This is a genomic window from Paenibacillus humicola (assembly GCF_028826105.1).
In the GTDB taxonomy this organism is placed as follows: Bacteria; Bacillota; Bacilli; order Paenibacillales; family Paenibacillaceae; genus Paenibacillus_Z; species Paenibacillus_Z humicola.
This window is the reverse complement of sequence record NZ_JAQGPL010000001.1, coordinates 4,561,499-4,585,977: the sequence shown is the minus strand read 5'-3', so window position 1 is coordinate 4,585,977 and position 24,479 is coordinate 4,561,499. Positions and strand designations below refer to the sequence as shown.

At 48.0% G+C, this 24,479-nt stretch carries 14 protein-coding genes and 3 pseudogenes; 10 read left to right on the top strand and 7 right to left on the bottom strand.

What is annotated here, in order from left to right:
- Positions 1-4: 4 nt before the first annotated feature.
- Complete coding sequence (locus PD282_RS21045) at positions 5-865, top strand: carbohydrate ABC transporter permease (RefSeq protein ID WP_274652892.1); 861 nt, start codon at positions 5-7, stop codon at positions 863-865.
- An 86-nt stretch (positions 866-951) separates the two neighbouring features.
- A complete protein-coding gene (locus PD282_RS21040; protein ID WP_274652890.1) occupies positions 952-2,559 on the top strand; it encodes an extracellular solute-binding protein in 1,608 nt (535 codons plus the stop codon).
- 308 nt (positions 2,560-2,867) lie between these two features.
- On the opposite strand, the pseudogene PD282_RS27475 reads toward PD282_RS21040, so the two are convergent.
- Both PD282_RS27475 and PD282_RS21030 read right to left on the bottom strand, forming a co-directional pair.
- Positions 2,868-3,050: pseudogene (locus tag PD282_RS27475) on the bottom strand (transposase); the annotation flags it as partial.
- Positions 3,051-3,302: 252 nt separating this feature from the next.
- Positions 3,303-4,139 (bottom strand): AraC family transcriptional regulator, encoded by an 837-nt coding sequence (locus PD282_RS21030; protein ID WP_274652886.1) that lies wholly within the window; start codon positions 4,137-4,139, stop codon positions 3,303-3,305.
- Positions 4,140-4,406: 267 nt separating this feature from the next.
- Here PD282_RS21030 and PD282_RS21025 point away from each other — a divergent pair, with 267 nt between their 5' ends.
- The 5 genes from PD282_RS21025 to PD282_RS21005 all read left to right on the top strand — a co-directional run bounded on the left by PD282_RS21025 (position 4,407) and on the right by PD282_RS21005 (position 11,725).
- Complete coding sequence (locus PD282_RS21025; RefSeq protein WP_274652884.1) at positions 4,407-5,834, top strand: alpha-L-fucosidase; 1,428 nt, start codon at positions 4,407-4,409, stop codon at positions 5,832-5,834.
- A 34-nt stretch (positions 5,835-5,868) separates the two neighbouring features.
- Positions 5,869-7,551 (top strand): type 2 periplasmic-binding domain-containing protein, encoded by a 1,683-nt coding sequence (locus tag PD282_RS21020; protein ID WP_274652882.1) that lies wholly within the window; start codon positions 5,869-5,871, stop codon positions 7,549-7,551.
- Positions 7,552-7,706: 155 nt separating this feature from the next.
- Positions 7,707-8,681, top strand: a complete 975-nt coding sequence (locus PD282_RS21015; RefSeq protein WP_274652880.1) for an ABC transporter permease — start codon at positions 7,707-7,709, stop codon at positions 8,679-8,681.
- A gap of 18 nt (positions 8,682-8,699) precedes the next feature.
- On the top strand, positions 8,700-9,605 hold the full coding sequence (locus PD282_RS21010; RefSeq protein WP_274652878.1) for a carbohydrate ABC transporter permease: 906 nt from the start codon (positions 8,700-8,702) through the stop codon (positions 9,603-9,605).
- A gap of 98 nt (positions 9,606-9,703) precedes the next feature.
- Positions 9,704-11,725, top strand: coding sequence for a beta-galactosidase (locus tag PD282_RS21005; protein WP_274652877.1), 2,022 nt, complete (start codon positions 9,704-9,706; stop codon positions 11,723-11,725).
- A gap of 1,164 nt (positions 11,726-12,889) precedes the next feature.
- On the opposite strand, the pseudogene PD282_RS27470 reads toward PD282_RS21005, so the two are convergent.
- Together PD282_RS27470 and PD282_RS21000 are read right to left on the bottom strand one after the other, a co-directional pair.
- A pseudogene (locus PD282_RS27470) lies at positions 12,890-13,045 on the bottom strand (AraC family transcriptional regulator); the annotation flags it as partial.
- A 21-nt stretch (positions 13,046-13,066) separates the two neighbouring features.
- Complete coding sequence (locus PD282_RS21000) at positions 13,067-13,783, bottom strand: AraC family ligand binding domain-containing protein (RefSeq protein ID WP_274652875.1); 717 nt, start codon at positions 13,781-13,783, stop codon at positions 13,067-13,069.
- Between the two features lie 369 nt (positions 13,784-14,152).
- Here PD282_RS21000 and PD282_RS20995 point away from each other — a divergent pair, with 369 nt between their 5' ends.
- Positions 14,153-15,772 (top strand): extracellular solute-binding protein, encoded by a 1,620-nt coding sequence (locus tag PD282_RS20995; protein WP_274652873.1) that lies wholly within the window; start codon positions 14,153-14,155, stop codon positions 15,770-15,772.
- Between the two features lie 118 nt (positions 15,773-15,890).
- Here PD282_RS20995 and PD282_RS20990 read toward each other — a convergent pair whose 3' ends face one another.
- Together PD282_RS20990 and PD282_RS20985 are read right to left on the bottom strand one after the other, a co-directional pair.
- The gene (locus PD282_RS20990; RefSeq protein ID WP_274652871.1) at positions 15,891-17,357 is read right to left on the bottom strand and encodes an alpha-L-fucosidase; all 1,467 of its coding nucleotides are present in this window, start codon (positions 17,355-17,357) and stop codon (positions 15,891-15,893) included.
- A gap of 934 nt (positions 17,358-18,291) precedes the next feature.
- Complete coding sequence (locus PD282_RS20985; protein WP_274652869.1) at positions 18,292-19,164, bottom strand: helix-turn-helix domain-containing protein; 873 nt, start codon at positions 19,162-19,164, stop codon at positions 18,292-18,294.
- Between the two features lie 118 nt (positions 19,165-19,282).
- Here PD282_RS20985 and PD282_RS20980 point away from each other — a divergent pair, with 118 nt between their 5' ends.
- Positions 19,283-21,172 carry a beta-L-arabinofuranosidase domain-containing protein gene (locus tag PD282_RS20980; protein WP_274652867.1) on the top strand — a complete coding sequence of 630 codons (1,890 nt, stop codon included), beginning with the start codon at positions 19,283-19,285 and terminating at the stop codon, positions 21,170-21,172.
- A 404-nt stretch (positions 21,173-21,576) separates the two neighbouring features.
- Positions 21,577-23,553: a beta-galactosidase gene (locus PD282_RS20975; protein ID WP_274652865.1), complete on the top strand. Its 1,977-nt coding sequence runs from the start codon at positions 21,577-21,579 to the stop codon at positions 23,551-23,553.
- Between the two features lie 422 nt (positions 23,554-23,975).
- Here PD282_RS20975 and PD282_RS20970 read toward each other — a convergent pair.
- Positions 23,976-24,312: pseudogene (locus PD282_RS20970) on the bottom strand (DUF1801 domain-containing protein).
- Between the last annotated feature and the right edge of the window lie 167 nt (positions 24,313-24,479).

Genomic DNA, 24,479 nt, shown 5'->3' with positions numbered 1-24,479 from the left:
GACCATGTCACATACGTTAAAAAATAGACTGGTTGACTTTACGGCAGCATTTGTTATTTTAATTGCGGTTTTTATCTGCCTGGTTCCATTTCTTTATATTCTTTCGGAATCCCTTAGCTCTAATAAGGCGATTATATCTCAGGCCGTTACCATTTATCCGATCGACTTTAATTTAGAAGCCTATAAAGTTGTATTCGGGGATGGAGGTATGTTGTACTCATTAGCCTATACGGTCATCTTGACGATTGTATTCGTGCTCCTTGCATTGACCGTCACCATACTGGCCGCGTACCCGCTGACTAAAAAAAGACTCAAGGGCAGGAATGCTTTATTGTTGGTGATGCTGTTTACCATGTATTTTAGCGGCGGATTGATTCCGGATTATTTGAACGTAAAGAATCTAAGCCTATTGAACACGCCATGGGCACTGATTCTTCCGGGTATGATGAGCGTCTATTATATGATCATACTGAAATCGTTCTTCCAAAGCATTCCTGATAGTCTGGAGGAAGCTGCGCGCCTGGACGGATGCAACGATCTGCAGATTTTGCTTAAGGTTGTGCTTCCGCTTTCCAAGCCGGCACTTGCCACAATCAGCCTGCTCTATGCCGTATACAGATGGAATTATTTTCAGGATGCTCTTTTCTACATTACAGACGAGCATTTGTATACGATACAGCTTAAGCTGTATAACGTGATCAATATTTCGCAGCAAATGTCCGGCGAGAATGTCAACGTAAATCTTCCTTCAGAGGCATTAAAGTCGGCAAGTATTATGTTTGGCACGGTTCCGATTCTTCTCGTGTATCCGTGGCTCCAGAAATACTTTGTATCCGGCATTATGATTGGCGCCGTGAAAGGCTGATATAGGTACGTGAAAGAGATGATGAAATCTTTTTCACGGATTTATATAAATCAATTTGCTAAATATCAACAAGGGGAGTGATTTCTTTGAAGGCAAAGGCACAAAGATTGATTTCTGTTTCTTTGGCAGCGTTAACCATTGCCTCCACATTGGCCGCCTGTCAGGGTAAGAGTTCAAACGGCGCCCAAAATGAAGGTACATCGGGATCAGGCAATACAAAACATCGAACATTAACGGTCGAAGTATTCGACAGAGGCAAACCTGGGCAGCCGGATTTGAATAATAACTACTGGACCAAGTATGTCAACGATAATTTCGGCAAGCAGTTTAATGTCACCGTGAACTACGTTACAGTTCCAAGATCCCAGGAAGTGGACAAGCTGAACGTATTGATGGCAGCCGGCCAGGCACCTGACATTTCCTACACGTACAACCAGGGTGTTGTCTATAATTATGTCCAGCAGGGTGGTTTGGCGGATCTAGACTCGGCGCTCCAGCAATATGGATCCACGCTAACCAAGTATCTGGGCGACGATGTCTTAAAGTATGGGAAATTTAGTGGCAAGCAGTATGCCGTACCGGGCAAGAGGACGGTTCTCGCTGGTGAAAATACGTTTATCCGTAAAGACTGGCTTGATAAACTGGGTCTTCCTGTGCCGACTACACCGGAACAGTTCTATGACACCATGGTTGCCTTCAAAGAGAAGAACCCTGGAAATGTAAGCGGAGTCATTCCTTATGGTTATTCCCTGCAACCTGCATATCCCGGGTTGAACTATATACCGGAAGCCTTTAGACCATCTAATCTTACGGAAGAACAGTTTGCTACACTTATGCCGCAAGCCAGCTGGTCGGCAAACTGGAGTATGCCTGGGTTTGATAAAGCGGTTCAATATATGAACAAGATGTATAATGCAGGCTTGATCAGCCCGAATTTCGCAACGGACAAGGATGGAAAACTGTTGGACGCCGATATTTCCAATGGAAAGGTTGGAGCATTCCAAACGAACTGGGATGGTCCGTACAGGACGGCTCCCGGCGACTATACCAACCTTAAAAAGAACGTTCCCAGTGCTCAGCTTATTCCTATCGATCCATGGCAAAATGATGCAGGCAAGCATCCGAAGTACGGGTACAGCCCAAATGGCATGTATATCATCATACCGAAATCAAGTAAAAATGTTGACCTTGCCATACAGTATCTCAACTGGATGGCTGATCCCAAGGTAACCCTCTTCCTCCAGAACGGTCAAGAAGGCGTAGACTACAACATGGTTAACGGTGTTCCAAAACAGACGGGAACAACAAATTCCGGCGAAAAAATGATGACGGTTGCAAATAACCTCGACTATGATATCCTATCGAACGGTATCGAGCTTGGTGATCCGAAGAAAAATACGGCAGCCGTTTCCGCTGGATATCCCGGTTATGAAACGGATGTCGAGAATGCTTTAAAGGTCGGTTTGACGGACTATTATACTTCGTATTACTATGCATTACCGAATACAGCCGATGCAAAATACAACGCAGCGCTTACAAATCTTTCAGCACAAATGCTCGCAAAACTCATTGTTGCTAAACCAGCCGATGTCGATGGCCTGTACAAATCATTGGTTCAACAGTACATGGATCAGGGCGGCAAAGCCGTTCAAGACGAATATATAAAGAATTACAAGGATCAGAATAGTAAATAATTGGACTCTTGCAAAATGGACCTGATGTAATCCCAGACGGAGACGGGTAGTGTAGACGGTCAAATCGATTTTAGGCCGACAGTCGGAGTTGGCGGAGAATGTTGAAAAGCGGCTTCTTCTCCAAAGCCTGCTGGTACGCGTAAGATTTGACAGCCAGGAGGCATGCCTGCTGTCGGGTGACAAGAACATGGTAACATTAGAAGTCGCATGTAGTGCTGATTTTTCATTTTTATGAGGTTGTCCCAAAAGGGGGGTGCCTATTTTCATGAAAATGAGGCATAAACGTGCAAAGTAGCTGATCGGGGTCGTTAGACCCGTTCAGCTACTTTGTTTTTTGGGTTTGCCGACTTCTTCAGCAAATTGTGGGCAAGGGTAAGCCACCCGACCTCAAGGCTTACTTTTGGAAAGCCTCGAAGCAGAAAACGGAAAAATCCTCGGTTATTCTTGATCCGACCAAACACGCTTTCCGGCTCGATCATTCGCCTGACCGAAGCGCATATTCTTTTTCGCTGCGCAGCAATGCTGCCCATGCTGTGGGTCCCGATCAAAATGTCATCTGTAAAGGAAGCTATGACATTCGGACGGTCCGTCATCTTCAAATGCTGCTCCAGCTCTCGGTCTTCTTCCCCGATCGAGTCGGTCGGCACTTACGCTAAACGGGCATTCCCCCTCCGGGGGAATGCCTTATAAATGTGTTTACAAATTTCTTGACAGACCCCTTAACGAGCTTGGCTTCTATTGGCTCAATTTGAGTTATTGATACGAATATTTAGATTCCGATATCTCTCAGGAGTCAACGATTCGATTTTCCTGAAAGTAGATACAAAATGACTGGTATCCAAAAAACCCACCATGGAGGCGATCGCCTTCACAGTGAGGCTTTCTTCGTTAACCAGAAACCCTTTGGCTTTCTGAACTCGCAAATGGATGAGGTATTGGTATGGACTCATCCCTGTTGTTTTTCTGAACAGGTTGTTCAAATGTTGGGAACTGACGCCGGCGAAATCCGTCATGTGGCTCAATCCAAAAACCGGGTTTGAATAATTCTCATCAAGAAATCGAAAAAGAGGCGTTAATCTGGCTGTATGTTGGGAAAAGGAACGTTGATTATCAACCTGTCCATATTGTTTCAGATCGATTAGAAAACGATAGACAAACGCAGAACCTTCCATTCCGTTGAAATCGAAATTCCGGTCTGCCAATTTTCGGCTTCTTTTATGCAGCGTAGATAATCGTGAATTTGGTTCCCAACGAATGACGGAGGATGTCGTCAATCCGAGAGCGGAAACGATGAATGGCGCAGAATTTCCACTAAACGTGACATACCACGTCGACCAAGGATGAGAAAGGGTTTTATAACGGTGCGGAACGTTGGGCTGTAACAAAATCCCTTGATTTGGCGATAGGGTCACGGTATTACCGGAACATTCAAACAATCCTTCCCCGCCGGTTGTCTGCAGCCAATGATAACAGTGGTAACCTTGCGGTCGTATAAATTCTTCCTGCCATTCATTCCAGCCCATCATTTCGATGAATATAGGCAATGTACGGTCAAGGGCTGTGACCAGCATCTGTTTCATGTAATGCTGCATAGGATCACAACTTTCATTTTTTTATATGCCATACGAATTATATAATATTTTATAAGACTCTGACAACCTATATAATTATACGTGAATTGCTGGCTGTATCAAGGAGGGCAGATACACTTGAACGGAATTCGAGGAAAAGATCAATGAATGTTAGCGTTTACATGCAATGTTCGATTGGATGCGTGAGGATTTCAAAAAACTACATCCAATCGGGTGAAGTTGAATATGGAAACAGTTAGGGGATAAGATAGCCAAATGTCTGATATTCAAAAAGCCGCTTTGGTAAAACCGTCTCAACGCCAATTAAAATGGCAGGAAATGGAGTTCTATGCGTTTATTCATTTTACCGTGAACACCTTTACCGATAAAGAATGGGGATTGGGGAACGAAGATCCGTCCATTTTTGACCCGCAGGATCTGGATACGGAACAGTGGGTGCAAGTTTGTAAAGCGGCCGGAATGCGGGGTCTCATCCTGACTTGCAAGCATCATGATGGATTTTGTCTATGGCCGAGCAAATATACCGAGCACTCCGTGAAGAAGAGCCCCTGGAAGCAAGGGAATGGCGATGTTGTAAAAGAATTATCTGACGCCTGCCGGCGGCACGGTCTACAGCTGGGAATTTATTTGTCTCCTTGGGATCGTCACGACAATCGCTATGGAACTGACGAGTACAATACGTATTTCAAAAACCAACTTCGAGAGCTCTTGACGAACTATGGGGATATTTTCTCTGTTTGGTTTGATGGAGCATGCGGCGAGGGGCCGAATGGAAAAAGACAAGTTTATGACTGGGACGGCTATTATCAAGTGATTCGGAAACTGCAGCCGGGCGCGGTCATTTCGGTTTGCGGCCCCGATGTCCGCTGGATCGGGAATGAAGCGGGACACTGCCGGGAATCCGAATGGAGTGTTGTATCCGAAACGCTGCTGGATTGTGAAAAGATACAAGAAAAATCGCAGCATGCGGATGATGCGGAGTTCCGGCACCGGATTCGAACGGAGGACGAGGATTTGGGCAGCCGGGAAGTCATATGCAGCGCGGGAAATCTCGTGTGGTATCCGGCGGAAGTCAACACCTCGATCAGACCGGGATGGTTTTATCACGCAAACGAAGACGATAAAGTAAGGTCGGTTGAGGAGCTTCTGGATATTTACTACAAATCCGTCGGCGGGAATGCAACCTTCCTCTTGAATATCCCGCCGGATAAACGAGGGAGGATCCACGAAGCCGACGAAAAAAGACTGAGGGAACTGGGCTGGATACTAAGAAGTACTTTTCAAGACAACCTTGCGCTTGGTTCATCTGCTGCTGCATCCGAAAGCATGGATGACGACCACACCGCAGCAAACCTGCTTGACGGAAATCCCGATACTTTTTGGTGTCCAAGGCCGGGAACGGAACAGGCCTCCATTGAGATCGACCTGGGGGATGAGAAGAGGTTTAATCATCTTGTGCTGAAAGAACATATCCAATCGGGACAGCGGATCGAGAGGTTTAAAATCGAGTGCCGGAAGGATTCCGGGGCGTGGAGAGAAATTTCTCGAGGTACAATTATCGGTCATAAACGCATTTTAAGATTCGACGAGATCACGGCCAGATCTATTCGAATTACGATCATGGAATCCAGATGGTATCCGACTCTGAGCAGCTTTGAAGTTTATCTCGGACCTATCGATTAGAAGGAAACAAGTCCAATAAGAAGGGGTGTTTAGAATGAAAGCGAAAAAACGGATAGCTGTTTTATTGGCGACGACTTTGGTTATGGTATTGCTTGCTGCTTGCTCGCATAGCGGGACCGGCAGCAATTCGAGTGCCGATGACAGTTCCGGATCGTCCGATTCAAAGCAGTCAGCGGATCCTTCCAAGCCTGTTACCGTGAATTTATTTGCCGGGACTTCTAGTTTCAATGGAAACCTGAATACCAATTGGTTTACGAAATACGCTGAAGACAAGTTTAACATGAAGATTAATTGGACCACGGTACCGAGCACGGATGAAAGTACGAAGCAGCCGGTTCTTCTTGCGAGTGGAGAATATCCCGATATTTTTTGGGCCGGAGCATTTAACAATTCCGATTTACTGAAGTACGGGCAGCAAGGCGTATTTATCCCTTTAAATGATCTGCTTCAAAAATACGCGCCGAATGCATGGAAAGCGATTCAGGACACGCCGGAACTAAAGCAAGGGTTATTTGCTCCGGATGGGAATATTTATGGTTTGCCTTTTTATAATTACTGCCTGCATTGTTATTACTCGCATAAATTATGGGTATATAAGCCGTTCTTGGACAAGTTTCATTTAAGTCTCCCTACAACGACCGCGGAATTTGAACATATGTTAGAGGTGTTCAAGCAAAATGGCATTTTGCCTTTAACCGGTTCTACCGATGGATGGAACTCCGATCCTACAACATTCCTTATGAATTCCTTTATCTATGACGATGGAGGCAGTCATTTTAACGTCAAGGACGGAAAAATCGAATTTTCGCCGATTCAGGATCAGTGGAAACAAGGGCTTGAGTATATTCATGACCTGTATTCGAAAGGTATGATAAGCAGCGCGGCTTTCACGCAAACGAATGATGTCTTGAGCAAACAAGCGATAAACCATGAGGTCGGAGTGGTGCCATGGGGTTGCATGAATTGCGTGGTTGGTGCCGATCATTTGAGCGATATCGTCAATTGGGAGACCATACCTCCCCTTGTTGGCCCAGACGGAACCCACTTTGCTTCATTTGGCGGAAATGGTGTAAGCGGAGCGGTGTTTGCAATTACGAATAAAGCCAGTCAGGATGAAAAAATCGCGGTGATGAAATTACTGGATTTCATGTGGACCCCGGAAGGAACGACGATCGCCGATTACGGTCCGGAAGGTAAGTTCTGGTCGGGGGCAAAAGAAGGAGAAAAGGGCTTGATGGGTACCCAGGCATTGTTCAATGTTAACACCCAGCCGCCAAGTCCATTTACTTGGGGATGGGATCAGTTGGGTCCGTTCTATCAGTCGGAAGAATGGAGAAACGGCATTGTTGCTAAGCCCCCCTTCGCGAAAGACGGGTCCGGTTCGGAGGCATTGCTTCAATATTATACGCAGAAAGATTACGCAGGCAATCAGCCGAAAGAAGTTGTGCCTGCGTCCGTTTGGATCAAGCCTGCCGATTCGCAGCAATACGCTCAGCTGCAGACGAATATAAACGACTTTGTAAAACAATGGACCGCCGGTTTTATTGTAGGGAACAAGTCGCTTTCCAAAGATTGGGATGACTACGTCTCCGGCGTTAAGAAGCTGGGACTTGATCAATACCTCAGCATCACCCAGTCTGCCATGGTGAAGCCGTTTGATACGGGCAGTTTCCAGAAAGATGAAGCGGATATTAAGTTTCTTGAGTCCCTGAAGTAATACGAACAGAGTTGGCCAGTCGATCAAATTGAATTGCATGAAAACTCACATCATCCTCTTAAGGGGCTTTGGGAGGATGATGCAGGTTTTTGCAGACTATTTCCGAAAAAAAACTGCTGCCGTTTTAAGAACACTTGAGTGAAGGAATGAGGGGAATGAGATTGGTTTCTCAAGAAGAAAATCAACCGGATTCCATGTCCATATCGATTTCCGAGACGAAACGGAATGCGATGAGAAGGAGCTTCGTTCGGCATTGGCCGTTATATGCGATCATCGCACTGCCGACAGCCTTTTTGATCGTTTTCAGTTATTGGCCGATGCTGGGGGTTCAAATCGCCTTTCGCAACTATAGTCCAGTACGGGGAATTTGGAATAGTTCGTGGATTGGCTTACAGGAATTTCATTCGTTTTTTTCGTCCCCCTATTTTTGGCCGCTTGTTAAAAACACGTTGACATTGAGTGTTTACTATATCGTCGTTTCCATTCCCTGTGCCGTCATTCTCGCCGTGGCATTGAACGAGGTGCGAAATGAGCGTTTTAAAAAAGTCGTTCAAATGTTTACTTATGCTCCTTATTTCATTTCAACAGTAATCCTTGTAGGCATGATGCAGATTATCCTTTCTCCCACAAGCGGACCGCTAGCGTTACTTTTTCATGAGCTTGGCAGATCCAATCCTCCCAATATATTGGCAAGCGCGAATGGATTTTCTTCCATTTATGTGTGGTCCGGGATATGGCAGGAAACCGGATATGGAGCCGTCATCTATCTCGCTGCGCTCGCGGGAGTTAATCCGGAATTATATGAAGCCGCACGAATTGACGGTGCATCCCGGCTGCAGAAGATTCGGTATATAGACCTTCCTGGCATTAGTCCAACGATGATCATTTTGTTGATTTTAAGTGTCGGAGGACTGTTAAGCGTAGGTTTTGAGAAAGTATTTCTTTTGCAAAATAATTTGAATTTGAGTACATCGGAAATCATCTCAACCTATGTCTATAAGACCGGGCTTATTAACGCCGATTTCAGCTTTGCCGCTGCGATAGGACTGTTTAACTCCTTAGTTGGTTTGATTTTAATTTCCATCGTTAATTTTGCGGCTCGCAAAGTTTCGGACAACAGCCTGTTTTGAGAAAGGGGAGGAGCCTCGTTGTATAAGGCCGCAACGATTCGGGAGTCTGGACAAGACCGCATATTTTTATTGTGCGTATATATCTTTTTAAGTATCATTCTCGTTTTGGTGTTCTATCCGCTCCTATATATCTTAAGTTCTTCTTTGAGTTCTGCTGCTGCTGTACAAGGAGGAAAAGTATGGTTATGGCCGGTTGATCCCACTTTGGATGGCTATATCGGCGTTTTTAAGTACAACGAGGTTTGGACGGGCTTCCTGAATTCCTTCATCTACACAGTCAGTGGAACTGTTCTAAGCGTAAGCCTGACGATTATGATGGCATATCCCCTGTCGAGAAAAGAAATGTTTGGGCGAAGTGTGTGGATATGGGCGATCCTGATTGCGATGTTGTTTAACGGCGGTCTAATTCCCTTCTATCTCGTTGTAAAAGATCTGGGAATGCTGAATACCCGCTCAGCGATCATCGTTCCAACCGCCCTTAACGTATTTTCCGTAATCGTTGCGAAGACATTTTTCCAAACCTCAATGCCTAAAGAACTCTACGAAGCGGCACAACTTGATGGCTGCGGCGATTTTCGATTTCTGACGCGTATTGTGCTCCCTCTCTCCACGCCCATTCTTGCTGTCCTGGTTCTCTGGTCGGCAGTCGGTCAATGGAATGCTTACTTCAATGCCTTAATTTACTTAAATTCACGTACCATGTATCCATTGCAGCTCGTGCTTCGTGAGATTCTGGTAGAGAATCAGATCAGCTTTACGAACATGTCTTCAATCGATCCGAATAAGCTTGTATTGATGCAGAATATGGAAACCCTGCTTAAGTATTCTTTGATTGTGATCACGACGATCCCAATCCTTGTCATTTATCCGTTTGTACAAAAGCATTTTGTGAAAGGTGTGTTTGTAGGCTCCGTAAAAGAATGATTTTCGAATTGTTCTCGAATATCGGCGTCTTGACGAACGCTCAGTCTTTGACTTTTAGAAAATTATCCAACATGAATATGTATACGGAGGTTCACCTCATGTTATTTGCAGGAGCGAATTACCATCCGCATGATTGGCCCAGTGAAAGATGGCGGCAGGATATTTCTCTTATGAAGGAGGCTTCTTTTAATCTGGTCCGTCTTGGTCATCTGTGCTGGGACAGCTTTGAGCCATCCGAGGGATACTTTACCTTTGAATGGTTCGATGAGGTTATGCAATTGTTCGATGAAGCCGATATCAAGGTGGTGCTTGATATTGCTACACGCCCGGCCCCCACATGGCTGCATAAAAAATATCCTGAAATCGATATTACCGACCGGAATGGTATTAGACTGCAAGCACATAGCCGCTACATGGAGGATACCGGTCATCCCGTTTTTAGAGAATATGCTTATCGATTTGCCGAAAAGCTGATTTGCCGTTACCGGAATCATCCGACGTTGTTGGCTTTCGGCCTGTGCAACGAGTTGGGGTCCGGCATGCCCTCCTATTCAAATTCCGTTAAGGAACGCTTCGTATCCTGGTTAAAAAATAAATATGGGACCGTGGAACATTTAAACCAGGCGTGGTCGACTCAACGGTGGTCACGTAAATTAAACAGCTTCCATGACGTCGTTCTACCGGTATCCGGGAATGTGCAGGGCGCCCCGGAACGAATGCTTGATTTATGGAGATTCCATTCGGATGAAACGCTCGATTATATGCTCGGATTAAGCCAAATTGTAAAACGTTTGGCTCCGAATGTGAGGGAGAGTACCAATCACTGGTCCGAGAACCCTCACTTCGGTTTCGACTACTTGAAACGGTATCGAGAAATTGTTGATATTCCCGGTATCGGCTTTTATCCCGGTACAAATCCCGAGGATCAAAAAGCATTGATTGGAGCCTGTTTCATTATGGATCATCGAATTGGAGAACTGGACAAGCCCATCTGGTGCCTCGAATTCCAGACCGGCGATTTTGGAGGTTATGGTTCGCCACGCAAAGCCATGCGCATGTACGCCTACTTGTCGTTGTTATACGGAAGTCAGGCAGTTTGTGCATGGACGTGGCGTTCGATGCTGGGCGGAGAAGAACAGTATTTGTTTGGCTTGGTCGATCATGACGGAACTCCAGGATGGAAGTATACCGAATTCAAACAAATTGCCGAAGAATTCAAGCTGCTTCAAAATTACGCGCTGCCGCGAAAACCCAACCCCCATATAGCTCTTGCTTATTCATTCGAAAGCCTGAAAGTCATGAACGGCAATTCGGGCTTTTACAAAACCGGATACATGGAGCAGGTGCTGCAGGCCTACGAAGCGATTATGCGCGATAATCTGGATTGCAACGTTGTCAATTTACGCGGCATTCACAGCAATTACAAGCTGCTCGTTATTCCGGGGCACGCCATCATGGACGAAGATTCCGCGGCTGTGGTCCGCACGTTTGTTGAGAACGGCGGGACTGTTGTGATGACCGCGTATTCGGCTAAGGTCGATGCCAATAACCGGGTTTTCGATTCGCCGATGCCCGGAGAATTGAGCGATGTGTTCGGTATTCGCGTCGGAGCATTCAACCGGACATGGAGTCATACGCCTGCCGAAAATGCCGGCGGTGTAGAGAAAACAGAAATGAACATCGAACGGGAGAAACCCTCTCTAGTATTTGACGGAAACGTATTTAAACCGGAAATTACTTATTACGAAATCATTGAGCCCATTACTGCGACTGTAACTGCTTATTTTTCCAATACATTTGAAGAATCGCCGGCCGTTACTCAAAATCGTTACGGCAGCGGCGAAGCGATCTACATCGCAATTCCGGCCGATGCCGCTTTTCTGCGAGCGGTTTTAACTTCCCTATATCCTTCGTTAGGCATTAACCTTGGGCCTGTGACTCCAACGGGCGTATTCGCCCGCCATCTCGAAGACGGCACCGCGTTATATGTCAATACGACCAACAAGGAGCGGACTATCAAACTGGACAGTCCGGCGAATAGTGTGTTATCGAATTACAGGTTTGAAGACACGCTAACACTCGGTGCTTATGAGGCGGAGTTCATTTACCGCGGAAATTAAAACAAGCAACTAACAATCTTGAAAACAGGGCGGGACTTGCACTCCGACCATGTATGAAACTGCATCTGTCTTTTCCTGCTGTTGTGCATGGATCTGCAACAATGGAAGAAGAGCGGATGCTTTTTTTAGTTTTTAGGCAAACTGTCTCGGCGCGACTTGGGTTGAAATGATCTAAACAGATGATGTTGCTGTTGCCGGCCTCATCTCGGGGATTGGCGACATCCATCGCTTTCCGAACCAAATCAGGCGAGAATAGAATAATGTTGGCTCTAGAATATTGTTGATAGCGCTTTCGTGAACCGAGGATCGGTCATCTCCTTAGCTTCAGGGTCTTTCTACTAGTTGCAACTGGGGTCAGCCCCTTCGCAGGCAGCCAATTATCTCCTTAAAATGCTCTATCTCTCCACGATGGACGTCGTCCGCAAATGGACAGGCCGTTTTGTTCAAAACAGGGGTTAAATGCTGCTCCAGCTCTCGGTCTTCTTCCCCAATCGAGTCGGTCAGCACTTACGCTAAACGGGCCAATTTTCCCTCAGGGGGAATTCCTTCTATAAAGCGCAGTAACGGAAAACAACTGGCCAAATATGTTCGTGTACAAAGGAATATCTGATCTTTATAGCATGAATCAGCTGGTTTTACCCTGACCAGTTCTTCTACAGCCTGCAACTTATTAATGAGCCTTGTCACGCCCTCGTGGGTATGCAGGAAACGAAATGCCTTCTGAAAGGGCTTCCGCTCTAGAAGAATGTAACCTTCATTCACCAGCCGAATTCAAGGTGCAGGTTTTGGACGAGACCGTGCGTGCGAATCGATCGTATTGGTACAGTATGACACTCGCGGTCCCATGAAAGCGATGATCACGAGCTTGGCCGACATGACTGAAGGGTACGATAAATTCCGTAACCAATTAGAGTCAATGTGACGACCAGGCCAGAGTGTTCTGAAATTGGAAGTATAATGGGAACTTCTTAACCGCAATATAGTTATATTCTGGCGCAATGCCCTGTCACTTTTGTCCAGGTGACCTGTGATACGATTGGAGCAGCAAATCTTTGGCTTAAAAACTGGCGAAAAGAGGAGATAAGGTCATGCGCTATTTGTAAGCGCATACAATTGGTGGCGTTTCGTTAAATTATAACAGTTAAATTAAATGTTATAGCATCGTCATTGATTCGACTCGGTGGATTCAACTAAATATAACCATTTCTTGCGGTATTGATGGGGCGAAAGGCCAAATTTCTTCTTAAAAATCTTGCAGAAATATGAACAGTTTTCAAGTCCAATCGTTTCGCCGATCTGAGCGACCGTCTGATTGGTCGTGGTTAAGAGTTTAACCGATTCCTACAAACGCCGCTCATTCAAATAATCTGATAAGGTCATTCCGACCCATTCCTTAAACCGATGCGAGATGTGGTAGGGGGAGAGATGTAATTCGATTGCCATTTTATTTAAACTCAGCGGTTCAGTGTATCGAGCTTCCAGCCATGCGAGAATGCGTTCGACTTGACTGGGCGTACGGATGGCACTTATTTCGACCTGACGTTGATAGCGTTCCCACACCGACTTAAGTTGATAAAAAAAAGCGACGAGAAACAACGAAAACTCTTCTACATTCGTCTGTTTCCGATTTTCCCAGATTTGGAACACGGAATGGAATTGATCCGCTTCATCAAGGTTATATAGGCACGGAGACTGGAGCTTGCTGGTCAGAAGTCCCTTATAGAATGCAAACAAACTTGGCCATTTCTTGAAGTAAGCATCAAACCGCAACGGCTCAAATTGAATGATTGAGCGGACGAAAGGGGTCTCTACCGTCATCTCCAATTGAATATGATGCAATTGATAAGGTTGAAATACGCAAAGCATGCCTGGAGTCACTTCGTAGCTTTTTTGATCGACGATGAATCTGCCTTTTCCTTCATGGATGACCATGATTTCCAATCCTTGATGCGCATGGAATGTTCCTTTGTACAAGTCTGTCCCGGTGCTTTTGCGTCGATATGCATAATGAAGAAAAAATTCGTGGTAGGGGAATTTAATTATGAAATTAGAAGACACCGGATTCACACCCTTCTATAACAAAGTTTACAGCAAGTAAACAATAGCGACAAGGAAACGGCCCACAATGATTCCAAAGAGTGAGATACAGTGCTTGACGAAATAACCCAAGGTTAAAAACGGAAAAAAATCTGCTAATCCTGTATTGTTGTAAGTCCTACCAAACAAAGGAATAGACAAATGCAGACTCAGTATATCAATGAAATGCTCAACTTGCCAGAGCTAAAGAATCACCAAATTCTGTCCATCGATGTCGTATCCGGCATTATGATCGGTGCAGTTAAAGGCTGATATAGATGGCGTGGAATGAATTGCCCCATTTCTTTCACACATTTATATAAATAAAAATTTTCTAAAGGAGAGGTCTACATGAAGGTGAAGGGATCAAAATTTATCTTTGTTTCTCTAGTAACGCTTATAATTGTGTCGACATTGGCCGCCTGCTCGTCAAGCGGCAAGAACACGTCGAGCGACACACAAACGTCAAGCAACACGCAGAGCACGGGAAGCGACAGCACGCCAAAAGAACATCGAACGTTGACTGTCGAAGTTTTTGACAGAGGCAAACCCGGACAGCCGGATTTGAACAATAACTACTGGACAAGGTATATCAACGATAATTTCGGCAAGCAGTATAATGCCACCGTAAAGTTCGTTACCGTCCCCAGATCCCAGGAAGTAGAGAAGCTGAACGTATTGATGGCAGCCGGCCAGGCACCTGACATAGTATTCACGTACGACTCAGCAACCGTTTATAATTATGTAAATCAGGGCGGGTTGACGGATCTTGGTTCCGTTCTCGAACAACATGGGTCTGCTCTCACTGACTATCTTGGGGACGATATATTAAAGTACGGTCAATTTAATGGCAAACAGTATACAATACCGGGAAAAAGGACGTTTCTCGCAGGTTTTAATACCTTTATACGGAAAGACTGGCTCGATAAACTGGGGCTCCCTGTCCCCACGACAGCGGAACAGTTTTATGACACCATGGTGGCATTTAAGGAGAAGAATCCTGGAAAGGTATCCGGAGTTATTCCTTATGGATATAGCTTGAGTTCATCTAATCCTGGGGTGGGCGATATTATGGAAGCCTTTAAACCATCGAACCTTACAGAAAAACAGTTTGCCACACTTCAAACACAGCTACCGTGGAATTTGCCAGGATATGATAAAGCCGTCCAATTTATGAACAAGATGTTTAACGAGGGGTTGATAAGCCCAAACTTCGCGACTGACAAGGATGGCAAACTGTTGGACGCCGATATTTCAAACGGGAAAGTCGGAGCGTTTTACACGAACTGGGATGGTCCGTACAGAACCGCTCCCGGCACCTACGCCAACCTCAAAAAAAACGTCCCGGGCGCAGAGCTTATTCCGATCGATCCGTGGCAGAATGATGCGGGCAAACATCCTAAGCAAGGGTACAGCCCGAATGGTATGTTTATCTTCGTGCCCAAATTCAGCAAGAACGCTGACCTCGCAATTCAGTACCTTAACTGGATGGTCGACCCTAAAAATACCCTCTTCCTCCAGAATGGTAAGGAAGGCGAGGACTACAACATGGTGAATGGCGTTCCGGTCCAGACGGGAACGACGACATCAGGCGATAAGATGATGACGGTGGCAAACAACCTCGACTACGATATCCTCTCGAATGGTATCGAGCTTGGGGATCCGAAGAAGAATGCGGCAGCCGTTTCTTCCGGATATCCGGGTTTTGAGAAAGAGGTGGAGAACGCGTTAAAGGTATCGATGACAGACTATTATGCACCTTACTACTTCTCAATGCCGAATGAAGCTGATTCGAAATACCGCTCACAGCTCACGAATCTGTCGGCCCAATTGCTTGCCAAACTGATTATTGCTAAGCCGGCCGAATTCGACAGTCTGTACAAATCCTCGGTTCAACAGGTCATGGATCAGGGAGGCAAGCCCGTACTTGACGAATACATCAAGAATTACGACGCGCAGAATGGTCAATAATTCGTTGGTTCACTGAAAGAGATTAAGGTACTCAGCCGATACAACTCCCAAGGGCCGGTTAAGGCAATTGGGAGTTGGTGTTCTTGCAACTGCGGTCGGTCCCTTCGCTGGCAGCCAATTACGCACGTTTGAGAAGCTCGATGGCAAGGCAGTTGGTATATCCGGTCGGGAGATCCTGCGGCAGCTGGACTGTGAGCACTCCGAACGATTGTTGGAACGGAAGCTCCCTGCCTCCCAGCAATCGAATCGAAGCCACCGCGTCCGCTTCCGTCAGGCTCTTAATGACCGCTACTCGGCTTTGTGGAGCTTTCATCATAAAGGCATAAAGCGTTTTTCCTTTGGCCGTGAAACGGAAATCTGAGCTGTTCCACTCTGTTTGCTCTTCCCTGAATCCTTCGATGAGGACTCGGCTGTCGCCCTCGCCGTACTCCCGCCACGGACGAGTGCCGTGTACCCCTTCACTGCAGATCTTGAACCATGAAGCCAGCTCTTGCAAGATAAAGACGGTCTCCTCGTCGATGGTGCCGTCAGGTCGTTGCAGCACGTTCAGCAGCATCGTACCGTTCTTCGAGATGATGTCGATGAGCATCTCGATAATATGGCCTGGCTTCTTGAACGGTTGCTTCGCATCGTAGAACCAGTTGCCGATGCAGGTGTCGGTCTGCCAAGGTTCCGGATTGATGCCAGGAAGTTGGCTCTTCTCAATGTCGAGCACGCCGATGCGGTAGATGTCGGGGCGTCTGTCCTTCTGATTATAGACGGCGCGGTTCTCTCCGTATTTCGCGAGGGATGTATTGTAGAGATGGGCTACCGCCTCGAGACCGGTTGCGAACGACTCGTCCCCAGGCCTACTAACGTCATGTTCGCCAAAAGGTAACGGTCCGTCAGAATACAACAGATCCGGTTGGTACAGGTCGATGACTTCCCTCATGACGGCTAGCCAATATTCCCGGAACTTCCGATTGCGAGTATACCAAGGTTGAATGCTCGCTTTCCGGTCTTTCGTGACATGCTCGAAATTGTCAAAGTAAAAATCGCGGTATTCCGGTTCGTTGCCGTCATAAGGGACGCCGGCAAACGGACCGTATCCGTCGCTCCACTTATTGACCTTCCACCAGGAGAAGCTGGCGCCCATATGCTCGGTCAGTCCAAATGGCAGTCCATGTTTGTCGGCCGCCGCTTTCCAAAGACCGCAGATATCCTTCATAGGTCCTATCTTAGTGGAGTTGAACCGATTCAGACGGGAAGGGAAGTTGAAGAAATGGTCGTGATGCATCGCCTGTCCAACGAAATATTTGGCGCCTGCCTTCACGTACAACTCTATCAGCGCATCCGGTTCGAATTTCTCAGCCTTCCACAGCTTGACAATATCCTTGTAGCCAAACTTCGACGGATGTCCGTAATGTCGCAGATGGTAGAGATACTGCGGGGTGCCTTGTATATACATATTCCGGGCATACCAATCCCCGTACATCGGAACACTCTGCGGGCCCCAATGGCTCCAAATGCCGAACTTCGCGTCCCGGAACCAATTCGGACACTGGTATTCGTACAGCGATTCAAAGCTGGAACTGAATTTTTCCATACAGACTCCTCCTCGTATCTGGTACTCGTTGGATGGTATGCGTTTTCATACATTTTACTTCTAATGGGGGATCATGATGATGAATATTATTAACATACTTTTGAACAAAACTGACTTTTGGTCCGGATTGAAGGTCGATTCTTCAGATCGAGGCACCAGGACCTGCGGAACTGACTTTAATTCGGATATGTTTCTTCTGAAACAGGGACGGCGTGATGCAGCATCCCTCTTGCTTGCAATAATATGGATAATCGTTGGCTATGGAAGAGGGTTTGAGCGACCAAACGCGTATAAATCAAAAAGCAAACGGGTGTAAATATGCTGATATTAGCAGAAAGAAGTCTGGATTTTTTGCGGTCACTTTTAACTCTGATGAAGCCTGCATGGAAGTGTTCGTCATAAGAACCGCCTTTTATACTCCGTCGGTGTCTCTGCCGCCGTTTTGACGATTTCTTCGGCGGAAAGTAAATCCTCCAGAACCTGCTTCGCGCCGCGCTGATGCAAGCAGCTAATGAATAATGCGCTTCGGATGCTGCTCGGGAAGGCGATCGTGGCGCATAACGGGTCTTCCACGCTGCTAGCAACCTTGAACCGGCAGGAACGGGAGCGGCGGAGCGTTCTTCATCTGGTGACTATATACCCGATCGACGAAGTCAGGAAATCGATGTCATCGAGGATGTCATCCCGCTGTACGATGTCGGCGTATCGGTCGAGGTTTCGGGGAGGATAACAAAAGTCGTTTGCGTTCCGAACGTGACAGAACTGAGTTTACGCTGATTGACGGGCGCGTGGAGTTCGTCGTTCCGTTCATTAATGGTCATCAAATGATTTCGATCGAATAGCCATTTGCAGATTCTTTGGTACAAGAGATGCCGCTTCCCGTTGAAGAGCGGCATTTGTGCTTCGGATGGGCCGCCTCTTGGCAGGACCCGGCTTACATCTTATAGAAATGCCGCATGTACAGGGACGGGGATTCGCCGAGAACGTTTTTGAAGACGCGGCTGAAATAATAGGGATTCCGATAGCCTAACCCGTAACTGATTTCAGACACGTTCAAGGTCCCGTTTCGCATCATTTCAATCGCCTTCCCCATGCGAAGACGCGTATGTGCTTCAACGATCGTCTGGCCGGTTTGTTTTTTGAACGCGGCGGAAAGATAACTGTAATTTAACTTCATATGCTCTGCAAGTTTGACGGAATCGAAATCCTCTTCGGTATGAAGCATGAGGTAGGAGATGACACGCCCGGCTATTGTATCGGTTTTACTGTACTGTCCGCCCTGATCTTTTTGGTTCATAGCCTTCTGAAGCTCCAGAAACAGCTCGCAAACCCGAAGGCTTACGTGCGTCATGATATGCTCACCGGGCGAACGGCAATCGGCTGCAAGCGTTTTTAATCGGGCTTCCAGGCCGGTGTGAAAGGGGGAACTCCCATGCTTCGGCATCGGAATGAGGTATTGATAGTGATCCGGCTGCAAATAGTCCAGCTTAAGCAGAGGCGCATGTTCGCGATAGTGCAGCCGTTCACCGATCGGCAAATTGAAATGAATCCAGTACCATTCCGTACCCGGCTCCGTAACTGGCTCCCCCCAATGATGCAGTCCGCTTTTCAGAAATAAATGTTCGTTCCCGCTCACCCAATATGTGATTCCGTCTTCAATTACCTGCATGCGACCACGAACCACGAACAGAAAGACGTGATACTCGACAACACGGTCGGGATGCGTATACAAGGCATCGACTCGATGCCAACCGATTTCGCGTACGAGAGGGAACCGGTCCGCGCTCAACATAACTTCGCCATTCACAATCGATGCCTCCCTTCGTACCCAAAAAAAGTATATGCATTCTATGATTTCGTGCATTTTCTAATGCTCCTTATCAGTTTACGATAAGTTTGTCGAACAAAAAAGGGAGGCATTATTTATGGCTCACAACACATTATCCGAATTTCCCGCGGGCTGTGTGCAGTTGGCGCAAGGGGCACTGCATGGACGATATCAATTGAACAAGAACTATATCATGAGTTTGACGAATCAAAACCTGCTCCGAAATTTCTATCTGGAAGCAGGATTATGGAGTTACAGCGGCAGCGGCGGGACGACCGCCGCGACGTCCGCCGTCACCGATGGTCCCGAGGATTGGCACTGGGGATGGGAGTCACCGACCTGTGAGTTGCGGGGGCATATGATGGGGCACTGGCTATCGGCGGCTGCCCGGATATATGCGCATACGGCGGACCCCCTCGTTAAGGCGAAGGCCGATACGATCGTGTCCGAGCTTGCCCGCTGCCAGGAAGCAGCCGGGAACGGCTGGCTGGCCGCTTTTCCCGAAACGTTCATGCACCGCCTGGCGAAAGGGAACAATGTCTGGGCGCCGCACTATACAATTCATAAGCTGCTGATGGGACTTCTTGATATGTTTACTTTTACCGGCAACGGACAGTCCCTAAGCATCCTTAAAGGAATGGCGGATTGGTTTTATCGATGGAGCGAACCCTTTACGCGAAGTCAAATGGACGATATTCTCGACGTGGAAACGGGCGGCATGCTGGAGAGCTGGGCCGATCTTTACGCGATTACAAACGAAATGAAACACCGGGAACTCATGCTCCGGTACGACCGGAGACGGTTCTTCGACGCACTGCTTGAAGGCAATGATGTGCTGACGAACAAACATGCCAATACGCAGGCCGCCGAAATATTGGGTGCGGCCAAGGTTTACGAGATAACCGGAGAGCTTCGTTATCGGCAGGTTGTAGAAGCATTTTGGAAATTTGCGGTAGAGGAGCGCGGGTATCTGGCTACGGGTGCCGCCGACGATGCGGAGCTTTGGATACCTGCGGGAAATATGAGCCGTATGGGAGTCGGACAGGAGCATTGCGTGAACTACAACATGATGCGGCTGGCGCATGCGCTGCTTCGTTGGACGGGAGATCCCGCCTACGCCGACTACTGGGAACGAAGATTCGTTAATGGCGTCCTGGCTCATCAGCACAGCGAAACAGGGATGATCGCCTATTTTCTCGGCATTGGTCCGGGCAGCAAGAAGCAATGGGGATCGCCTACGCAGCATTTCTGGTGCTGCCACGGTACTCTCGTGCAAGCGAACACAGCCTACGACGAGCAGATTTTTATGAAGCATGGCGACGGAATCGCGATCATGCAGTGGATGCCGGCTTCGCTTCGGACGTCCGTTGAAGGCCGCTCGGTAGCGCTTAGCATTCGGCAGGACGGACAGCACGGCGTTTATCCGCTCAATAACTGGAACAAGGAAGGGCTGACGGCGATTACAAAGGTGAACATTCCGCAGCTTCCGCTGCATCGTCCCGACCGCTTTATTTTTGAGATTCGCGTCGAGGCGGACGGAGAAGGAGATATCGATTTCCCGTTGTCCCTGCGTCTTCCATGGTGGTTGAATGGCAAGGCTATTATCATCATTAACGGCCAAGAACAAAACGGGGAATTCGTAGCGTCGTCCATCGCTACTTTCGAGCGAGCGTGGAAGAACGGAGATACGGTCCGCGTCGAATTGCCGAAGAATCTACGGACCGAGCCCCTGCCGGGCGAACCGGGAACTTTCGCATTTATGGATGGTCCAATCCTGCTTGCGGGCCTAGTTGAGGGGGAACGCCGGCTCGTCGGTAATCCCAGTCAGCCTGAAAGCCTGCTGGTAGCCGATCGCGAACGCAACCATAGCTGGTGGAATCCGGGTTATTATCGTACAAAAGGACAAGAAATAGGTATTCGCTTTATTCCGTTATACGAGATCAAAGACGAAACCTACACCGTTTACTTTCCCGTTGTCCAGCCTTGACGGTGAATCCTGGCAGTCAACCGGTTAGACGGTGCATATGGAACTGCGTTGCATTACTTCATGGACCGTATGGGCTTTTTGAAAACCGCAAAGATGTGAACGGCAGTGGTAAAATCCCCAATAACGGCGGCACTAAAGGCATACGGCCCATGTTTTTGACGCCAGACATTTATGTCAGACGTCATGAATCGTTTTCATCATCCCCCCACTAATCCAATCGCCCCGCTTGGACCAAGCAAGCGGCGTCATTAAGTCGATGGTCGAGCTGAAGTTGGAGAGCCTATGCTGGTCCGTTCTTTGACAGGTCAAAATTATGTTATTACAAGTCAAAGGAGACCGTAGTTTTCCCGCTCGCACTTCATTATAATAGTGTTATTTGATATTAACGACGGAGGAATACCGATATGCCGCGTATAGGAGTCGATTATTATCCGGAACAATGGGACCGCTCGCTGTGGGAGCCGGACGCAATGCTGATGCGAGAAGCGGGCGTAACGGTCGTCCGGTTGGCGGAATTTTCGTGGAGCCGGTTGGAGCCAGAGGAGGGCCGCTTCGAATTCGGCTGGCTGGACGAGGCGGTCGAACTATTCGGCCGGCACGGGATCGGTGTCGTGCTCGGGACGCCGACCGCGGCGCCGCCGAACTGGCTTGCCCGGCGTTATCCCGACGTTCTGCCGCTCGATTCGCAGCTTCACCCGCAATATCCGGGCGTGCGCGGACATCGCTGCTACAACAGCCCGTCCTTGAACCGCTATGCCGCGGTGATCGTGGACAAGCTGGCTTCCCGGTATGCGCACAATCCGTCGGTGATCGGCTGGCAAACCGACAACGAATTCAGCCTGATCGCCTGCCATTGTCCAAGCTGCAACGACAAGTTCAGAGCGTGGCTGCAGCGTAAGTACGAATCGCTCGAAACGCTCAACCGGGAATGGGGGACGGTCGTTTGGAGCGGCGAATTCGGCCAATGGTCGGAGGTGACGACGCCGCTCGGCGGCTCGAAGCATCTGAATCCTTCCTATTTGCTCGATTATAACCGGTTTCAGACCGATTCGGCCGTGGCGTTCCAGCAAATGCAAGTCGACATCCTGCGGGAAAAATGTCCAGACCGCTGGGTGACGCATAATTTGTGGAGTTATCCGTCCTATCTCGATTATTATAAGCTGTGCGAAACGCTCGATTTCGCTTCGTTCGATTATTACCCGCATACGAGTCCTGATAAAACGGAGACAAGCCCGTACAGCGGGGCACTGTCGCTTGATCTCGCCCGCGGCGTGAAACGAAAAAATTTCTGGATCATGGAGCAGCTGAGCGGATCGCCGGGCTGCTGGTTCCCGATGTGGCGGATGCCTTACCCGGGGTATATCCGAGCGGCAAGCTGGCAAAGCATCTCGCGCGGAGCCGATGCGGTCGTTCATTTCCGCTGGCGGAGCGCGTTAACCGGCGCCGAGCAGTTCTGGCACGGGCTGATCGATCACAGCAACGTTCCGGGACGGCGTTTCCGCGAATTCAGGCAGCTTGCGGACGAGGTGAACCGGCTGGCGCCGCTGCTGGAGGGGACTACGGTGCGGAACGAAACGGCGATTTTGTTCTCGCATGAGCAGCATATCGCGCTCGACATCCAGCCGCAGGCCAGCGGCATGAACTATTTCGAGAATGTGAAAACATACCACAAAGCGCTGACCAAGCTCGGCATCGGCGTCGATGTCATCAATTGGACGGAACCGCTGGACGGTTATAAGCTCGTCATCACGCCATCCCTGTATTTACTCGACTGGGATACCGCCTCCAGGCTAGCGCAGTTCGCTGCTGACGGCGGCACACTCGTCCTGATGAACCGGACCGGCGTTAAAAATTTGAACAACGTGTGCCGAATGGAGCCGCTTCCGGGGCCACTTGCCGAATGCGCGGGCGTTACGGTGGAGGAATACGATCCGATCGGCGGTGACATGCACCGTATGACGTGTGCGGGCGGTTCGAGCTATGAAGCGCTTCAGTGGGCCGATATTTTGTCGCCGGTTACGGCGGAGCCGATCGCTTGGTATGCCGATGACTATTTTGCCGGCAAGCCTGCCGTTACACTCAACCGGTACGGACGGGGGACCGTCTGTTACATCGGCACGAATCCGGAAGAAGCTTACTTTATTCATCTGTTCGGCAGCTTGGCGGATGAGCTCGGAATTGGGCGGTTAGCCGGATTGCCCGAAGGCGTGCAGGTGTCGTGCCGGTCGAAGGAAGGCGCAGCGTATCTGTTTATCTTCAATTTTACGAGGGAAGATAAAGAAGTGAATATTGGACGCGAATACGACAGTATCCTAACCGGCGGCAAGGCAGGCTCTGTTCTGCGGGTGGCGCCGTACGGTGTCGAGATCGTTAAGGTTTGAACAAATGGAGACCTAATCAATCCGCATGCGAGCGGATACCTTTCTTAATCGGAAAGGCTAGTCAGCAATCTTAATAAGCATCTGGATCAATTGAAAAATTCATTTAAGGTAGCTGTAAATGAAATAAAGCAACTTGAAGATCAGCAGGTGACAATCAATAATACTTATATGTATCGTAACTTGACCGCTTAGATGCTATATCGTATAAACATTGTGCTTGCCATCGGCTTTCTGATAAGTATTGGCAAGTACTTTTTTTGTTCTTCAATCCCCATATACAACATGTTTGAATGATCAGCCCATTCAAATTCCTCCTAATTCAGTGTCATCCCAGAAATTTTACAATGTGTAAGGTAATTGGTTGGGTTCCGCAAGTGGATTTAAGGTTGTTGTAATCATTGATATCCATCTCGATAACCCATTCACTGCAACGTGCCGGAGGCTTTCTTCAGAAGTCCGGATAGCATGGCAAGGTCCGGCGTGTCACCCTCCCGTAATTTGATCCACTTCCGTTCGGCCGGCCCCTCAAACCCCTTCGGAAATTCGATGCCGTTCGCATTCATGATCATAAACGCAAGGGCATCTTTGGACGGGGAAATGACGGCGGCATAGTGGCCATTTTAGAAAATGCGGCTTCTTGTACTGAATTCGCTCCTGGACTTCCGGAATCGTCTCATGTACCATGTCTCTAAGCGTCGAACTGATGTCCGCCTGCCATTTTGGCAAATTTGCAATGTAGTTCGTTACCTCTTGATCCACCCTGAAATCCATCCAAACTTGGAAATATATTCCTCTAAACCAATATACCAGAACGGAAATATTCTGATTAGGGAATATACTAGCCGATTTTTCTTTTCGCGTACGGGTCCCCAAACTGTTTTCGGAAGATGTCAGCCCGCTGCGGATGGTTGAAGATGTCGTCACGA

Excerpts from the sequence above, each read along its gene's own strand:
- PD282_RS21045 (WP_274652892.1), top strand. The coding sequence starts at position 5 with ATGTCACATACGTTAAAAAATAGACTGGTTGACTTTACGGCAGCATTT.
- PD282_RS21030 (WP_274652886.1), bottom strand. The coding sequence starts at position 4,139 with ATGAAACAGATGCTGGTCACAGCCCTTGACCGTACATTGCCTATATTC.
- PD282_RS21025 (WP_274652884.1), top strand. The coding sequence starts at position 4,407 with ATGTCTGATATTCAAAAAGCCGCTTTGGTAAAACCGTCTCAACGCCAA.
- PD282_RS21020 (WP_274652882.1), top strand. The coding sequence starts at position 5,869 with ATGAAAGCGAAAAAACGGATAGCTGTTTTATTGGCGACGACTTTGGTT.
- PD282_RS21015 (WP_274652880.1), top strand. The coding sequence starts at position 7,707 with ATGAGATTGGTTTCTCAAGAAGAAAATCAACCGGATTCCATGTCCATA.
- PD282_RS21005 (WP_274652877.1), top strand. The coding sequence starts at position 9,704 with ATGTTATTTGCAGGAGCGAATTACCATCCGCATGATTGGCCCAGTGAA.
- PD282_RS20995 (WP_274652873.1), top strand. The coding sequence starts at position 14,153 with ATGAAGGTGAAGGGATCAAAATTTATCTTTGTTTCTCTAGTAACGCTT.
- PD282_RS20990 (WP_274652871.1), bottom strand. The coding sequence starts at position 17,357 with ATGGAAAAATTCAGTTCCAGCTTTGAATCGCTGTACGAATACCAGTGT.
- PD282_RS20980 (WP_274652867.1), top strand. The coding sequence starts at position 19,283 with ATGGCTCACAACACATTATCCGAATTTCCCGCGGGCTGTGTGCAGTTG.
- PD282_RS20975 (WP_274652865.1), top strand. The coding sequence starts at position 21,577 with ATGCCGCGTATAGGAGTCGATTATTATCCGGAACAATGGGACCGCTCG.